A 15,191-nucleotide genomic window follows, 5' to 3' on the forward strand; every position below is an offset into this window, starting at 1 on the left:
ATTTGGAGAGATGGATCTGGACGCGAATCTTCCTGCAGAGCTTTCTGAGCAACACCCCTTCCGCAAACAAGCTATACGGGACGCTATTGCGTTCGGCATTCTTTGCGCGATTACGCTGGTGCTGTTTGGCGTAACCGGGCTTTATTACGGTGCTTACTCCCGTTACCGGGCATCGATTGGGCTGCCTACAGATAATACTCCGGTGATTACATTGCCGGTGGTGAGGCGACGCTGATGGCCGATCAGTCGATGTTTGGCAAGTCCGATATTAAAAATCAATCCGATCAATTAGCTAAATATCCGGCAAGCCGGGAGCGGCGTCTGTTTCTGGTGCTGCCGATCTTTATCGGGATTCTTACCGGGCTTCTGGTGGTGTGTTTTCGGATCTCGATTGAGTGGCTGCGGCTGACGTTGCTGGGCAAGGATTTGCACGGGGGCGACTGGCGGCTGCTGGCGGTTCCTACGGGAGCCGGGTTGGTGATTGCGCTGCTGGTGCGGTTTGTGTTTCCGGGGGCGCGTGGGTCGGGGCTGAACCAGACGAAGGCGGCGATGTACATCCACGATGGATATATTTCGCTGCGGACGATGTTTGGCAAGCTGATCTGCACGGCGCTGGCGCTGGGCGGCGGATTTGCGCTGGGGCCGGAGGATCCTTCGCTGCAGATTGGGGCGGCGATCGCTTCGACAGTGAGCAGGCGGTTTCGGCTGACGGCGGAAAATCTGCGACTGTTTGCGCCGGTGGGTGCGGCTGCGGGACTGGCGGCGGCGTTCAACGCTCCGATCACGGCGCTGCTGTTTGTGATTGAAGAGGTTGTCGGGAACTGGAATGCGTCGGTACTGGGGTCGATTGTGCTGGCGGCGATCTCGGGGGATGCGGTTTCGCGGTGGTATTTTGGCGATGCGCCGCTATTTCGGATTCCGGAACTGGAGTTGCGCGATCCGCGCGAGTTGGGCGCTTACGCGATTCTCGGCGTGGCGGGCGGGCTGGCATCGTGGCTGTTTGCGAGTGCGTTGCGGCAGTTGCGGCCGAGGCTGGCGGCTCTGCCGCATTGGACGCGGCTGATTCAGCCTCCGTTGGCGGGCCTGGCGATTGGGCTGATCGGATATCTCGGTTTTCCCCAGGTGCTGGGCGTGGGGTACGAGACGATCAACCAGGCGGCTGGCGGAGGGATGGCCTGGAAGCTGTTGTTTGCGCTGGCGATTTTGAAGATGCTGGCGACAACTCTAGGCTTTTCATCCGGAACACCAGGCGGCATGTTTGCTCCGACTTTGTTTATCGGAGCCATGCTGGGGACGGGCATCGGAACTCTGCAACAGATGTGGCTGCCGCACCTGACGGGGCCGATTGCGTCCTACACGATGGCGGGGATGGGTGTGCTGTTTGCGGCGTTCTTGCGGGCTCCGCTGACGAGCGTGTTTATGGTGCTGGAGGTGAGCGGGAACTACTCCATTGTGGCGCCGGTGATTCTGGCGAATACGGTGGCCTACCTAATTGCTCGCAAGCTCGATCCGGTGCCGATCTTTGAGGTGTTCACCAAGCAGGAGGGGCTGGATCTGCCCTCGATGGAAGAGATGCGCGAGGAGGAACGGCTGCGCGTGGAGGATGCGCTGGGGAAGCCAATGGTGCCGATTTTGCCCGCCAGATTACCGATCGGTGCGGCGATGGTGAAAGCGGAGCATGAGGTGGCGGTGATCGTCCAGTTTGAGAATGGAAGCGGTTATGCGTTGACACCGAAGGAGTTAGGGGAGATTGGGTCATCGTTTGCACCCGAAACGGATGTGGGCAGCGTGGTGGCGGCTCGTACTGAGGAGCGGCTGCCGGTGATCTATCCCGATATGTCTCTGGAGGTTACGCTACATCACTTTGGCCGGTGGCCGGCGTTGCTGGTACGCAATCGGGCACGGGCGACGGAGGCGGTGGGCGTGTTGACCGAGGCGGAGGTGCTGGGATGTTTTCGCGGGGCGCACACGCATTATGAGAAGAAGTCGTAACGAGCGGGATTTGGGGCTAATCTAAAAGCAGACCTTATTCGTCTATCAAGTGGGTAGTGCGAGCAGCTCTGATAGTTACTAAAGAAATGGATCATTGCGATGCCAGTCTCAAATTTATTGAACTCTTACTCTTTGATCGTTGCCGCGTCCACTAAAATTGGGAGTCATTCCCATAATTTCAAGGTGTGCCAGTAGGGGTTGAATGCCTGTTGAGACGTTGATCGCCCAAGCAGAGATCGAAGGTTTACCTGCTTCGGAAATTTCCGTTCGTGATCGAATTGTTGCGCATATTCGGATAGCGCGGCTGGATCATAGCGTAAAGCAAATTTTCATTCTTCCGGGAATCGTGCTGGCAATGGCGTTGACTGGTGAGCGGCTGAGCCTGGCGCTGACCGGAAAGATTGTTCTCGGGCTGGTGGCGGCTACGCTGATTGCGTGCAGCAACTATGTCATCAACGAGATTTTGGACGCGCCGTGCGACCGGCTGCATCCGACCAAGAAATATCGTCCGGCGGCCTGTGGGCTGGTGCATATCGGCTGGGGTTATGCGCAGTGGATTGGGATGATGCTGGTTGGGCTGGCGCTGGCGAGTACGATTTCCCTCGGATTTTTGTATAGTGCCGCCGCGCTGTGGGTGATGGGATGTGTATATAACATTCCGCCGGTGCGCAGTAAAGACCTGCCTTATATCGACGTTCTGAGTGAGTCGATCAATAATCCACTGCGATTTTGCCTGGGGTGGTACATTGTGGCCTCGATGTTGCTGCCGCCGCTTTCGCTGCTGCTTTCTTACTGGATGCTGGGGGCTTATTTCATGGCTCTGAAGCGGTTCAGCGAGTACAGGCAGATTGGCGATGGAGCCGTGGCTGCCAGTTATCGCAAGTCTTTTCATTACTATCGGGAAGAATCGCTGCTGAATTCAGTGGTGTTTTACGCGGCGACTTCGATGCTGTTCTTTGGCGCGTTCATCATGCGATACCGGATGGAATTGATCCTGGCGTTTCCGCTGGTGGCGTGGCTGATGGCGGTGTATTTCGGGCTTTCCTTTCATAACGAAAGCGCGGTGCAAAACCCGGAGAAGCTGTACCGGGAGCCTAAGCTGATGATTGCGCTAGGGCTGTGCATTTGTGCTTTTGTGGTGCTGTTGTTTGTGGACCTGCCGTGGATTGGCAATGCTTTTCCAAAGTCATTGCCGTAAGAGTCTGAAATACGGGTCGGTGCGCGGAACTGTATCCGGAAAAATTCCAAAAATGGAATTCTGAATACGATAGACTGAGGTTACGGAAATTGTTTGAACGAGTTATTGGATGGGCAGTTCTGTGACCCAGTGCATGTTGAACCCAACCTCGACTCACGATCTTCGATTATCCCCAATCTTTTCAAGAGAGTGTCTATGAAAGTTAGCCCAAGCGGGCGCTTGCCCATCCTGCGTCTGGGCGCCTTGACGATAGCGGCTCTTGGTATCCACGGGTACCACCTGGGAGTAGAAGACGGCGAGATTTATATTCCGGCGGCTCGAAAGCTGCTGGACCCGACACTTTATCCTTTCGGAACCGAGTTTTTCCTTTCGCATGGGCGGTTATCGCTTTTTAGCCCCATTCTTGCGTGGACGGCGCGGCTAACCCACCTTTCGATGGACTGGACGGTGCTGGCCTGGTACGTGGTTTGCCTATTCGCCATGCTGAGCTCATGCTGGCTGCTGGCTGCGGCTTGTTTTTCTTCGGAGAGGGCGCGTTGGAGCGGGATGCTGATCATGACGGCGGTGCTTTCGATGCCGGCGGCTAACACTTCCCTGCTGCTGGTCGATCCGTACCTGACGGCGCGATCGCTTTCGACGCCGCTGACGCTGTTTGTGCTGGCGAGTTTTCTGGAGCGCAAGTATGTTCGCGCGGCTGTTGGGGCGGTACTGACGGCGACTATTCATCCGCAGATGGTGGTCTATGTGCTGTTTTTGACGGCGGTGATCTGGCTGGTGGATCGCAGCAAGACGGCGGTGCGGGAGCGTGTTCCGGTGCTGGCTTCGGCGGCGTCTGCCGGGGTGTTGCCGAGCGATTTCCGGTTGGCTCCGGCGACGGGGCCTTACCGCGAGGCGCTGTATTCGAGAGACTATTTTTTCCTGAGTAACTGGTCCTGGTATCACTGGGCAGGGCTGCTGGCTCCGCTGGCTATTCTGGCGTGGTTCTGGAAGGGAAATCTGCGGGGAGAGCCACTTCGGGGAACGAAGGTGGGATTTCAGAAGCTGAGCTTTGCGCTGATTCCTTTTGGACTGCTGTCGATTGCGGCTGGGCTGGTTTTCTCTTCTTCTCATGAGCTGGATATGTTTGCCCGGTTGCAACCGCTGCGCTCATTTCACCTGATCACCATTGTCTTTGTGCTGCTGCTTGGCGGGGTGGTTGGCGAGTACCTGGGCAAAGGGCGTCCGTGGGCTGTGGCGGGTATCTCGATTGGACTGGCGGCGCTGATGTTTGTGGTGGCGCGGGATACGTATCCGAGCAGTCCGCAGGTGGAGCTGCCTTCGAATACCAGTTCAAATGGATGGGCGAACGCGTTGTTGTGGGTGCGGCAGAATACGCCGACGGACGCGGTGTTTGCTGTGGATTCGCGCTACTTCAAGGACGAAGGCACGGATGTGCATGGCTTCCGCGCGGTGTCGGAGCGTTCGGCACTGGCAGACTACTTCAAGGATGGCGGGGTGGTTGCGCTGTTTCCCGACCTGGCGACGGAGTGGAAGCAGATGAGCAATGCCACCTATGGGCTGAACCACTTTTCCGCGGCGGACTTTGGCCGGTTGCAGCAGGAGTATCCGGTGGTTTCATGGACGGTGGTTCATGGTGCGGCCCCGGTGGGGTTGGACTGCCCGTATCAGCAGCGGGGCTATGCGGTTTGCCGGTTGCAGCGGTTGACTGCTTCGGCGACTCCGATCGCTGGCGTACTTTGAACTATGCCGGAAGCAGGATGCCGGATTGCGCTGCTTGGCGATTTGAGCCCTTTGCTCCAAAATGGTCAGAGTATCTGTTAAAGACTTTCGGAGTTCTCTGCCCATGTTGAACTTGACGCAGCGCCTCACGCTGGGATGTACGCTGCTGGTGGCGCTTTCGCTGACGCTGGCAGTGTGGGTGCATCGAGAGCTTGCGCCGATTGGAGCGGCGGCCGGGCATACGACGAAGAGCCTGCTGATCCTGTGGACGCTTTCGGGATGCGCGATCCTGGTGGCGGTGGGGACGCTGCTGCTGGTTCTGCTGCCTATTCAGCGGCTTTCCAAAGACATTCGAAGAATTGCTTCGGGCGATCTGGCGCATCGGACGGAGTGGGGCCGCCAGGGGACGGGTGGCGACAGTTTTGGGGTGATTGCCAACGAGATGAACCGGCTGGCGGTGCGGCTGCGGGAGCTGCGCGAGACGGAGGCCGGGCGGCGGCAGATGGAATTTCAACTGTCGGATGCGGTGCTGCAGTCGATCTTCGAACCGATCATTGTTACCGACAGCAAGGGACATGTGTTGAAGCTGAACCAGTCGGCTGCCGAGGTACTGGGGGCGGGCGCGACGGACAGGATGGCGTTGATCAACCTGGCGAATACTCCGGGGGGCGACAGGATTCTGGATGCGATACGAAATGCTGTGTCGATGCAGAAGGCGGTGGCGACGGAGGATGAGGCTGCGCTGCTGCCGATGCGGATTGGCGAGCATGAGCGCAGTTACCGGCTGAGGACGACGCCGATGCGCGATTCCGAGGGAAGATTGCTGGGGGCGGTGACGACGCTGGAAGATGTGACTTCGCTGCAGGATACGGACCGGTTCAAGACGCAGTTTATCGCCGTGGCTTCGCAGAAGTTGCGCGATCCGCTGTTGCAGTTGCGGCGCGGGCTGTATGCGCTGGGGATGGGGTTTGCGGGTGAGTTGCGGCCGTTGCAGACGGAGCTGGTGGCTTCGGCGGGGCAGGAAGCGCAGAAGCTGGATGATCTGATGGCCGACCTGATCGAGGTGGCGGAGTTGGACTCCGGCAAGCGCGAGCCGCAGTTGGAGAAGCTGCGGCCTTATGCGTTGCTCGTCGATGCGCGCAACCAGGTGGCAGATGAGGCGAGCCATAAGGGCATTCGGCTGGAGATCAAGGCTTTTGCGGATCTTTCGCATATCCAGGCGGATCGGCGCGCGGTGAGGACGATTCTGTATAACCTGTTGAGCAATGCTCTGCGCTACACTCCGGAGGGCGGCGAGGTTGTGCTGGAGGCTGAGGAACGGAAGAAGTTCATCCAGTTCACGGTTCGAGATACGGGCAAAGGCATTGCGACGGAGCGGCTGAGCACCATATTCGACCGCTTCAGTGCGTTATCCGATAGTGGAACGGGGCTTGGCCTGGCGCTGGTACGACGGCTGGTGGAGTCGCTGGATGGACAGATTTCAGTTGAGAGCCGGTTGGGGCATGGTGCGACATTTCGGTTCACCTTGCCGGTGGCCGCGCTGGAACTTGGGCACCATCCGGTTGAGGTGGGCTAAACGATGGCAGAGTTGAAGCTCGACCGTTCGACGGAATCGGCAGAACCGGCCAAGCTGCGCATCTACATCGGTGCGGCTCCTGGAGTGGGCAAGACCTATCACATGCTCAACGATGCGCACCTGTTACGAGAGCAGGGTGCCGACGTGGTTGTGGGGCTGGTGGAGACGCATGGACGCGCGGAGACAGAGGCGCAGATTCGCGACCTGGAAATTGTGCCCCTGAAGCAGATTCCTTATCGCTCCGTTGAGTTGAAGGAGATGGATGTCGAGGCGATTTTGGCGCGGCATCCGCATACGGTTGTGGTGGATGAGCTGGCCCACACGAATGTGCCGGGGAGCAAGAATCGAAAGCGGTACGAGGATGTTCTAGACCTGCTGGATGCGGGCATCAACGTGTTGACGGCGGTAAATATCCAGCACCTGGAGACGCTGAACGATGCGGTTACTCGTTCTGCGAACACGACGATTCGCGAGACGGTGCCCGATAGCATCGTGAAGCGCGCGGACGAAGTGGTGAACGTCGACGTGACGGTGGATGAGCTGCGGCTGCGGTTGCGGCAGGGCAAGATCTATTCCCCGGAGAAGATTGAGCAATCGCTGGCGAACTTCTTTCGCAAGGGCAACCTGAATATGCTACGCGAACTGGCGCTGCGGACGACGGCGGAGCAGGTTGGTTCGCAGGCGGCACAGTACAGGCGGAACCAGGGGTTGGAGCAGGCTCCGATACCGGAGAAGGTAATGGTGTGCCTGTCGACGCGGCCTGGGACGGAGAAGCTGGTGCGCGTGGGTGCGCGTGTGGCTGGGCGACTGGCTACGAACTGGTTCGCGGTGAATGTCAGCGGGCCGGATGAGTATGAGGGGCACGATGATCCGGAGGCATTTCAGCGCTTGCAGGAATATCAGCGCATGGCGCGGGATCTTGGTGCGCAGGTGGTCACGCTGCGGGACAAGAATGTTGCCGATGCGCTGATTCGGTTTGCACAGCAGGAGAGCATTTCGCATGTGGTGTTTGGGCAGTCGGTGCGCTCGCGATGGGAGATTCTATTGCGCGGATCGGTGCTGAATCGCTTTCTTGCCGAGGTGCGGGATATTACGGTGCAGGTGGTTCCAGTGCAGAAGATACAACGCAGGGATAAGTAGAGTTAGCTGTCCTATCTAACTTGATCGTTTCTCTACCCGATAAGTAACATTCGTTCAGTAACTAAAGGTTGGACAAGTAACCAAAGCAACTATAAGTTCATAACATAAATTCAAATAAAAATAGTTATACAAATACCGATCACGAGCAATCCGAAATCGGCATCATAGCGTACATTGAATGGGATTCAATCAAGCTGACTGAACGACAATTCTCAAGATAAAGAGCGAAGCTTCGTATGGACCGACTCAACTATCTTCCCCCTCTGGATAGCCACAGCCGCAAGGTTAAGTCCCCCATATAAATCCATTGGAGGAACGTGATGAAAGCGATCAGGACAGATGAAGATGTACAGCGTGAACTGCTGAAGCGTCGGCAGTTTCTGACCACGGCAGGCGGAGCGGGAGTTGCAGCGGCGGCAGCGTTTCTGTTGCCGGGGAAAGCCAACGCGGTAGCTCCAGCGCAACTGGACAATACTTCAGGGGACACGGCTGAGCAGATTTTGACAGCGGCTTTGATTGCTGAGGATCTGGCCACTGTTTTTTACTACAACGGTCTGAGGGGAATGGTGATTGAGGATCCAAGCCTGGCAGGACCGGGAGGAACGGCGAATAAGATTTCGTCGACCGGCAATGCGGGGAACGTGAGCTACCTCAAGGCTGCACTGATCGAGGAAGGAACGCACGCTACTTTGTTCAGGAATTTGCTGAACAGCAATGTCCCCTCAAGCGATCCGTATCAGACGTTTTATTTTCCGACCGGCACATTCGATACTCTTGGGGCGTTTACATCGATGCTGAATGCATTGGAAGATGCTTTCATCGGAGCATATCTGGCGGCAACGCTGGAATTTGCGCAGATGGCGACTGACAGCCGGGCCAATGGCGTACGTCAGCCCCGGGCAACGGGCGGCTATTATGGGGCGCACGAACTGCAGTGGTTTTCGCAGGTATGTGCATCCATCCTGGGAGTGGAGGCGGAGCATCGCGTTCTGGGCCGCGATCTTTCGAATACGGTTCCTCCGAACCAGTATGTCTATGAGCAGACGGACGGAATCGCGACTGTATTCAATGGAAGCGCTTCTGCAGTGGCAGCATTGACGCCGTTCCTGGCGGCAGGGTCGGGGCTTACGGCTTACTCGCTGCATGATGCTGTATCGGGTTCGCAATCGTACAAGATTGCGATTTCGGGAACAGCATTGCCGCCGCAACCTCCGGCGCGTGGTGACGGGCAGTAAGGACGGACAGTAAGAACGGGCAAATTAGAGAAACACTCGGTTGATTTTTATGCGGTGAGCGCTATTGGCGTTCACCGCATTTTTGGTTTCAGGAACAGATCCGTGGTCGACAAATAAGGCTCAGGGAACCATGAGCGGACGTAGCGGGTGCTGGTCGTCGACCTGGAAAAGGCCGGTGGGTCCGGCGACTGTTGAAGGCTGGGAGCGGAAGAGATAGCGAATGGAGAAGCCTGCTCCGACGCTGGTGTAGTCGCGGGAGTTGTTCGCTCCTGCGAAGCCGCCTACGAACCAGTGATCGCTGATGCCATAGGCTACCTGGCCGCGCAAATCGTAGTTGGAGCCTACGCTGGTTTTGGCGGCGAGGAATGGGTTGTTCTGAGAGACCTCGATGGACTTATCGAGCGGATAGAGGGCCACTGAATCCTGCTGGAATGCCTGAATACCGATGCTACCGAGGATGGTGTAGTGCCAGCGGGTCAGGTAGTGGCCGGTCCACGTCAGAGGCACGTTGGCGAGGAAGTATGCCTGGGGACTGAAGTATCCTCCCATGCCGTAGGTGAAGGCCTGGACGTTGTTGCTGTAGTGCATGGCGAAGAAGTTACCGCCGATATTGAGGGTGCCGTATTCGGGGTTGGCATAGACGCGCCAGTATGCACCCATGGAGCCGTCGAAACGCGTGTTGTTCTGAACGTGAAAGCCGGTGATGTACTGGCCGCCTGCGCCTACATAAAAGCCGGAGGATAGGTCGCCGCGCGCGTATTGCACGTTGCCCTGGTTGGCGATTACTCCGCCCCAGACGTTGCCGGGGAAGAAGGCGGAGGCGGAGCCAGGATCGCGCAAACCTGCGTAGGAGAGCTGCGTGTCTTTGATGGAGTCACGATTGAAGATGAAGGTGAATGGGCCGCCGCCGGGACGCCAGTTGGCGCGACCGGTGAAGTTTCGGACGAGAAAGCCCTGGGGAGTGATTCCGGCTGCGAGAGCGAGGTTGCCGAGGGAGAGTTGGCCTTCGGCGGCAAGACCGGCTGCATTCTGCTGTGCGGGCGGTGTGGCGGTGGCTACGGCTCCGCTTTCGGTGCCGAATGGCTCAGGACCGGCGCCGGAGGTAAGTTGGATCACGGCGGTGCCGTCGGCCTGGCCTGAGTCCAGAAATACGGGCTTGGCGATGATGGTTAAGCGGGCCTTGGTGCTGAGCGGGACGGATGCTTCAAATGGAGCTTCGAGAGCGGTCAGAGACTCGTAACCGAGGACGCCGGTGCGGTGGTTGATGATTCCGGTACCGCCCAGCCAGGCGCTGTAGCCACCCTCGATGGTGCGGAGCTGCGTTTCTGCTTCTTCGCGGGGGCTGATGATCTTTGGCTCGCGGGCAGTGCGAACCCAGGGGCCGCGCAGGGGAGGCAGATTGCGATTTTGGAGTTCCTGATCGGAGAGGCCGGTCGTCGTCGTGGGCTGGCTCGCTGGGAGTTGGCCGTCGGTGATCGACTGTTGGGGAGCTGGGGTTTCGCCCGGAGCTGTGACCAGGGTGGGCACGGACTGGGTGGTGGCTGGTTTTGCCCTGCGGCGTCGGCGGACGGGTTTGGCATTCTGCGAAGAGTTCAGCGAAGGAAGCGGTTTTGCGGGTTGCTGGATTGCCGGTTGTACGGGCTGAGGGGCTGTTGGTTGCTGGCCCTGCTTCTGAGCGGAGTAGGCTCCGGCGGCTGCGTCCTGTGCGGATGGCGTGTATTGGGCGTTACTGTAAGCGGCGTTTGGAGATGAGATTTGCTGCAGGGCGTTCAGTCCGTCGGGGCCGGTTGTTGCGTTCGAGAGATAACGGATCGAAAGGCCCTGGGTGAGTTGGCCATCGGTCTGGTCGGCCAGCATGGCTTGCGCACGTGCTGCAGTGGGGTTCATGGGCTGCGAGGTGATGCGCAGATTGGGCTGGGTATTTTGGGGCTGCGTGGATGGTTGATAGTTTTGCGGGACTAGATAGGGCTGCACTGGTTGCGATGGGCGTTGGGGTAGGGAATAGGTTGGGGTTGGGGCTTGAATTGGAGCGGGGGTGATGGGATTGGCAGCGGGCGGGTGCATGCGTCCGGAGTAGTTGGTGGCGCTGGCTGCGCTCTTTTTATGGGTGGGTGAGGCTTGCTGGGTGCTGGGCTGCGAACTGGCGTTGCCGGACGGGATAGTGTCGGAGGCGGGCAGCGGTGTGGTGGTCGTGGTGGGAACAGCGTAGACCGGCGTGGTGCCGGGGGTCTGGTTTGGGGTCTGCTGAGTCAGTACGACGGGGGCTGAGCCATCATAGGGATCGCGGCCGTAGCTGGGTAGCGGGGGCAGGTCCCTGGCGCCACGCGGCGTGGGTTCTTCGTCTGGATTGAGCAGGTGAGCGAGGTCGCGCGGGGTGGCGGCGTGGGGGCTGGACTTTTCCTGCTCGGGGTTGACGAGTTCGTGGGCCAGCTTGTCGGTGGGCGAGACCTGGGGCATGACGGCGAGCGAGGCGCGCCAGTAGTCGGCGGCTCGGGCGTTATCTCCGCGGGCCTGTTCGAAACGGGCTGCGAGGCCGAGGATGGCGGGGTCGCGGGGAAAGCGATCGAGGGCCTGACGGAGCCAGATTTCGGCCTGAGCTTTATCGCTGGCCGCGAGGGCTGAGCCGATGGCTCCCTGGAAGTCACCGGCGCTGGCGTTCTGCATGTCGATCTCTTTGAAGATGGCGAGCGCTTCCCTGCTTTTGCCTGCGGTGAGATAACCTCCGGCGACGGCTTTGCGGACGGTGAGATTATCGGGAAAGGCTTGCGCTGCGGCGTCGAGGATATCGATGGCGCGGGCGGTGTTGCCTGCGGCGAAGGCGGTAGCTGAGCGGCGGACGCTCCAGTTAGCCCATAGGCCCTGGATGGTTTCGCGCTGGGCGGTGGTGAGGTCCTGGCGAGCGCCGAGATTCATGAGGGCCGGATAGAGGGCGCGATCGTTTTTGGTGTTGTAGAGGAGGTAGGCGCTCTGGATATCTACGTCGGCGGGAGGCTGTTGATGCAGGGTAGCGTAGTGCTTCTGAATGCGGTTGAAGAGGGCAAAGGAGTTCACGGTGTCTCCGGCGGCAGCGTAGAGGCTGGCTTCACTCTGCTCGAACTGGACATCGGCTTCGAGTTGCTTGCGCACGGCGGGGGGGATGAGCTGGATTTGCTGGAGGGCCTCGGTGTTGCGATTGGTGACTTGCAGGGTGCCGATCAGGCCGCGCCAGGCGTCGAGGTTGTCGGGATGGGTTTGCAATATCTGGCGATAGAGGCCGTAGGCTTGCGCTGTGTTGTTGCGCAAAAGGTAGATTGAGGCCAACTGAATCTGGAGCGAGAGCGAGGGCTGTCCGCTGGACTGCATTTGAATTTTGGCGGAACGTTCGAGCAGACCCTGGGCTATCTCGAATTGGTTCGACTGTTGATACATGGAACCGAGCATGGAAAGGAAGCCGGGATCGGAGAGCGAGGCTTCATAGGTGGCCGGCGGCATCTTTTCTACGAGGTCGATGGCGTCGCGGTCCTGACCGAGTTGGTGGTCGGCGGTGACGAGGCCCATCCATGCGGGAAGGCTGTCGGTGCCGTCGTTGAGGATCTGCTTGTAGAGTTCGGCGGCCTGGTCATAGCGTTTGGCGGCCATTAGAATGCCTGCGTACTGGAGGCGGGTGCCGGTTTTGAGGTTGGCTCCGTTGTCGGGGAATGGCAGGGCTAGGGCCTGGGCGAGGACGCGCTGCGCGTCGGCGTCGCGACCGTCGGCCTGATAGATGACGGCCAGGGTGCGGAGGAAATCCGGATCGCGATTGAGGGCGGTTTTAACCCGAACGGGAAAGCGGGCCATTACGGTGAGCGCCTGCGTGTTTTGATTGGCGCGGGCGTAACCGAGGAAGAGTCCGCGCCATGCATCGGTGGAGGCAGGTTGAATTTTCAGGATCTGCTGATAGACACCGATGGCTTCAGGGAACTGTTCATTTTTGGTGTAGACGCCGGCGAGACCGTTGAGTGCTTCGGGGCTGCGCGGGCGCATGGTCAGGGCTTCTTTGTACTTGTCGGCAGCGGCATCGAGCTGGTTGGCGTCGAAGGCGGCTGAGGCTTCGCCCATGGTGAACCAGAAGCGGGAGGTGGCAAGACCCTCGACGACGGAGCGGTCACGGAAGCCATTCTGCTCGGCCTGGACGAGGTAGCTGATGGCTCCGCCGAAGTTGCTTTGCTGCATGCGGAGGAAGCCCATGCCTGCGGCGGCTCGGGCGTCCTTTTCGTTGGCGTCGAGCATGACTTTGAAGCGAGCTTCGGCGTCCTGCAGGTGATGGGCGTTCAATGCGGCGAAGGCAGCTCTCTCGGCGGGAGTGCGGGCGATGCCTGAGTTCATCTCGGCCAGCTTACCTTCGTTTTCCTTGAGGCGGGATTCGAGCTCGGAATCCTTGGGGTGAGTGCGGAGGTATTCGCGCAGCTCAGCGGCGGAGGTGGGGTTGGCGGAGTCCCAGATGAGGGCCTGGCGCAGCGAGTTTTGCGCATCGGAATCTTCGGCGTGTTCATGAAGAATCCTGATGCCTTCGGCGCGGGTGCGTGGATCGTAGGTGAGCATGCGGCCGAGGGTGACGATGAAGCGCGGGTCTCCGGGATTGCGGGCGGCGGCGGCGCGCATGGCATTGAGCGCCTCGGTTTTACCGCTGGGCGTGGCGTAGAGGGTTTCGTAATAGGCGAGGGCGATGTCGCCGTCGGGGGGATGATCTCCGTAATACTCGCGGTAGATCTTCATGGCTGCGTCAGGGTTGCCGGCTTTGGCGTAGGAGCCAGCCTGACTGAGACGTTGATCGCGGGTCTTGTCGCTGGTGAGGCCTTGAATTCTGCCGATGTTGGGATCGCTGGGGTTGATACGGCGCAGTTTGTCGAGTGCCTGGTCGGAGGCGCTGGAGTTGCCGCTGAGGCGATAGTCGCGGGCTACGCCTTCAAGGGCCAGGGCGTTGTTGGGATCGGAAAGGAGAATCTGCTGCCAGACCTGGACGGCGATGTCGGGACGTCCGCGAGCCTCCAGAGCCTTGGCCTTGTCGATCAGGGTCTTTTCTGCGTCGCTCTCCTTTTGCGCCTGGACCGTGATGGCCGGGAGGCACATGCTGAGAGCAATTGCGGAAAGAAATATCCAACTCCAACCGTTTTGGGGCTTTTTACTCGTCATTCGCGCGTCCATCGTACTAACAGTTCTCCGCTGCTTCCAAACTGAAAGCGCTTCTCCATCCAGCCGGTGGCGAAGAGAGCTAGATTCTGATCGTAATATGCAGGGCCAGATCCGTAACCTGCGCCGTACAGATTTGATTTTTCATCGAGTTGCGATTTGAAGCGCACCAACTGTTGGGCAAGTGCGGGCTGGCTTGAAAGGCTCTGCAAATAGGGCAACAGAGCGGCAGAAAATCCGACCGGGCCGTCCTGTCCGAGAGGTATGCCCTGATTGCTGATCTTCTCGGGCGGTGCAGTGTGGTTTTGGAGATAGGTGTTCATGCCGGGCAGTGCGTTCAGAATGCGGGCTTTGGCGGGGCTGGAATCGGCGAGCATTCCTGCCCAGAGATAGACGCGGATAGCGTCATAGCTGCCGGTAGCCTGTGGGCCAGTGTGGTTATTGGCGAGCGAGGGAGTGAAGCCGCTGCCGGGTGTGTAGCTGACCCAGTCCATGGCAAAGCCGTTACGGGCGCTGCGTTCGAGGAGGGTGGGAATCTCGGCGGCTACGTCGGCGAATTGGCTTGCCGGATCTGCTTTCGCGAGGCGATCGAGGAGGAATACAGGGGTATAGCTGGGATTCAGTACCCATGCTTTGGGAAACTTGAAGTTGACGGCTGCGGGCAGCAGCGCGGGGCCAAAGCCGGGAAGGTTGGCTACTTCGCGATGGCTGATGAGGGTGGCGAGCTTGCGGCCTAGCGAGAAGTAGTGTGGATCTTTCCAGAGGCGGCCGGCTTCGACGAGATCGTAGGCGATCCAGAGATCGGAGTCGGAGGCTGAGTTGGGATCGAGGATGCCCCACTCGCCATCTTTGGCGCGGCCCCATGTCCATGCGGGGAGATGGGTGGCGATGTCCCCGGCGGCGAGGTTGCTTTGCGTCCACTCGAATACTTTGTCGAAGCGGGCTCGGTCGTCGTTGACGAGAGCAAAGAAGAGCGCGTAGCTCTGACCTTCGGAGGTGGTGCGGTCTTCGCCCTGGGGATCGATGACGCGTCCGTCGGCGCTGATGAAGTGGCTGCAGTAGGCCTGCCAGAGTTTGGCATGGTCGGAATTCTGGGCGCGGGCCGGGGCGGTAGCGACTCCTAGCACCGCCAGCAAGCTTCCAATTCCGATCATGAGGGAGATCCTTCGTTTCAGTTGCAGCA

General features: G+C 59.2%; 9 protein-coding genes. 7 read left to right on the forward strand and 2 right to left on the reverse strand.

The features are described 5' to 3' along the window. The first annotated feature begins 10 nt into the window (after positions 1-10). The 7 genes from OHL19_RS13655 (at position 11) to OHL19_RS13685 (ending at position 8,860) form a co-directional block, all read left to right on the forward strand. A complete protein-coding gene (locus tag OHL19_RS13655; protein WP_263358254.1) occupies positions 11-235 on the forward strand; it encodes a hypothetical protein in 225 nt (74 codons plus the stop codon). Further along, positions 235-1,992 (forward strand): chloride channel protein, encoded by a 1,758-nt coding sequence (locus OHL19_RS13660; protein ID WP_263358255.1) that lies wholly within the window; start codon positions 235-237, stop codon positions 1,990-1,992. The genes OHL19_RS13655 and OHL19_RS13660 overlap by 1 nt, the downstream gene beginning before the upstream one ends. Before the next feature lie 202 nt (positions 1,993-2,194). Further along, positions 2,195-3,190 carry a UbiA family prenyltransferase gene (locus tag OHL19_RS13665; RefSeq protein ID WP_263358256.1) on the forward strand — a complete coding sequence of 332 codons (996 nt, stop codon included), beginning with the start codon at positions 2,195-2,197 and terminating at the stop codon, positions 3,188-3,190. Positions 3,191-3,385: 195 nt separating this feature from the next. Beyond that, entirely contained in the window at positions 3,386-4,930 is a 1,545-nt protein-coding gene (locus OHL19_RS13670) for a hypothetical protein (RefSeq protein WP_263358257.1), read from the forward strand. A 103-nt stretch (positions 4,931-5,033) separates the two neighbouring features. Next, positions 5,034-6,485 (forward strand): sensor histidine kinase, encoded by a 1,452-nt coding sequence (locus tag OHL19_RS13675; RefSeq protein WP_263358258.1) that lies wholly within the window; start codon positions 5,034-5,036, stop codon positions 6,483-6,485. 3 nt (positions 6,486-6,488) lie between these two features. Then, positions 6,489-7,625 (forward strand): universal stress protein, encoded by a 1,137-nt coding sequence (locus tag OHL19_RS13680; RefSeq protein WP_263358259.1) that lies wholly within the window; start codon positions 6,489-6,491, stop codon positions 7,623-7,625. 320 nt (positions 7,626-7,945) lie between these two features. Next, the gene (locus OHL19_RS13685; RefSeq protein ID WP_263358260.1) at positions 7,946-8,860 is read left to right on the forward strand and encodes a ferritin-like domain-containing protein; all 915 of its coding nucleotides are present in this window, start codon (positions 7,946-7,948) and stop codon (positions 8,858-8,860) included. Positions 8,861-8,980: 120 nt separating this feature from the next. Here the strand turns inward: OHL19_RS13685 and OHL19_RS13690 are convergent, their stop codons facing one another. Together OHL19_RS13690 and bcsZ are read right to left on the reverse strand one after the other, a co-directional pair. Beyond that, positions 8,981-14,011: a cellulose synthase subunit BcsC-related outer membrane protein gene (locus tag OHL19_RS13690; protein WP_263358261.1), complete on the reverse strand. Its 5,031-nt coding sequence runs from the start codon at positions 14,009-14,011 to the stop codon at positions 8,981-8,983. Then, positions 14,008-15,162, reverse strand: a complete 1,155-nt coding sequence (gene bcsZ / locus OHL19_RS13695) for a cellulose synthase complex periplasmic endoglucanase BcsZ (RefSeq protein WP_263358262.1) — start codon at positions 15,160-15,162, stop codon at positions 14,008-14,010. The genes OHL19_RS13690 and bcsZ overlap by 4 nt, the downstream gene beginning before the upstream one ends. Positions 15,163-15,191: the final 29 nt, after the last annotated feature.

The organism is Acidicapsa ligni (assembly GCF_025685655.1).
Classification (GTDB): domain Bacteria; phylum Acidobacteriota; class Terriglobia; order Terriglobales; family Acidobacteriaceae; genus Acidicapsa; species Acidicapsa ligni.

Bases quoted from the DNA above. Each gene is read 5' to 3' on its own strand.
- OHL19_RS13690 (WP_263358261.1), bottom strand. From the start codon at position 14,011: ATGACGAGTAAAAAGCCCCAAAACGGTTGGAGTTGGATATTTCTTTCC.
- OHL19_RS13670 (WP_263358257.1), top strand. From the start codon at position 3,386: ATGAAAGTTAGCCCAAGCGGGCGCTTGCCCATCCTGCGTCTGGGCGCC.
- bcsZ (WP_263358262.1), bottom strand. From the start codon at position 15,162: ATGATCGGAATTGGAAGCTTGCTGGCGGTGCTAGGAGTCGCTACCGCC.
- OHL19_RS13685 (WP_263358260.1), top strand. From the start codon at position 7,946: ATGAAAGCGATCAGGACAGATGAAGATGTACAGCGTGAACTGCTGAAG.
- OHL19_RS13675 (WP_263358258.1), top strand. From the start codon at position 5,034: ATGTTGAACTTGACGCAGCGCCTCACGCTGGGATGTACGCTGCTGGTG.
- OHL19_RS13665 (WP_263358256.1), top strand. From the start codon at position 2,195: ATGCCTGTTGAGACGTTGATCGCCCAAGCAGAGATCGAAGGTTTACCT.
- OHL19_RS13655 (WP_263358254.1), top strand. From the start codon at position 11: ATGGATCTGGACGCGAATCTTCCTGCAGAGCTTTCTGAGCAACACCCC.
- OHL19_RS13660 (WP_263358255.1), top strand. From the start codon at position 235: ATGGCCGATCAGTCGATGTTTGGCAAGTCCGATATTAAAAATCAATCC.
- OHL19_RS13680 (WP_263358259.1), top strand. From the start codon at position 6,489: ATGGCAGAGTTGAAGCTCGACCGTTCGACGGAATCGGCAGAACCGGCC.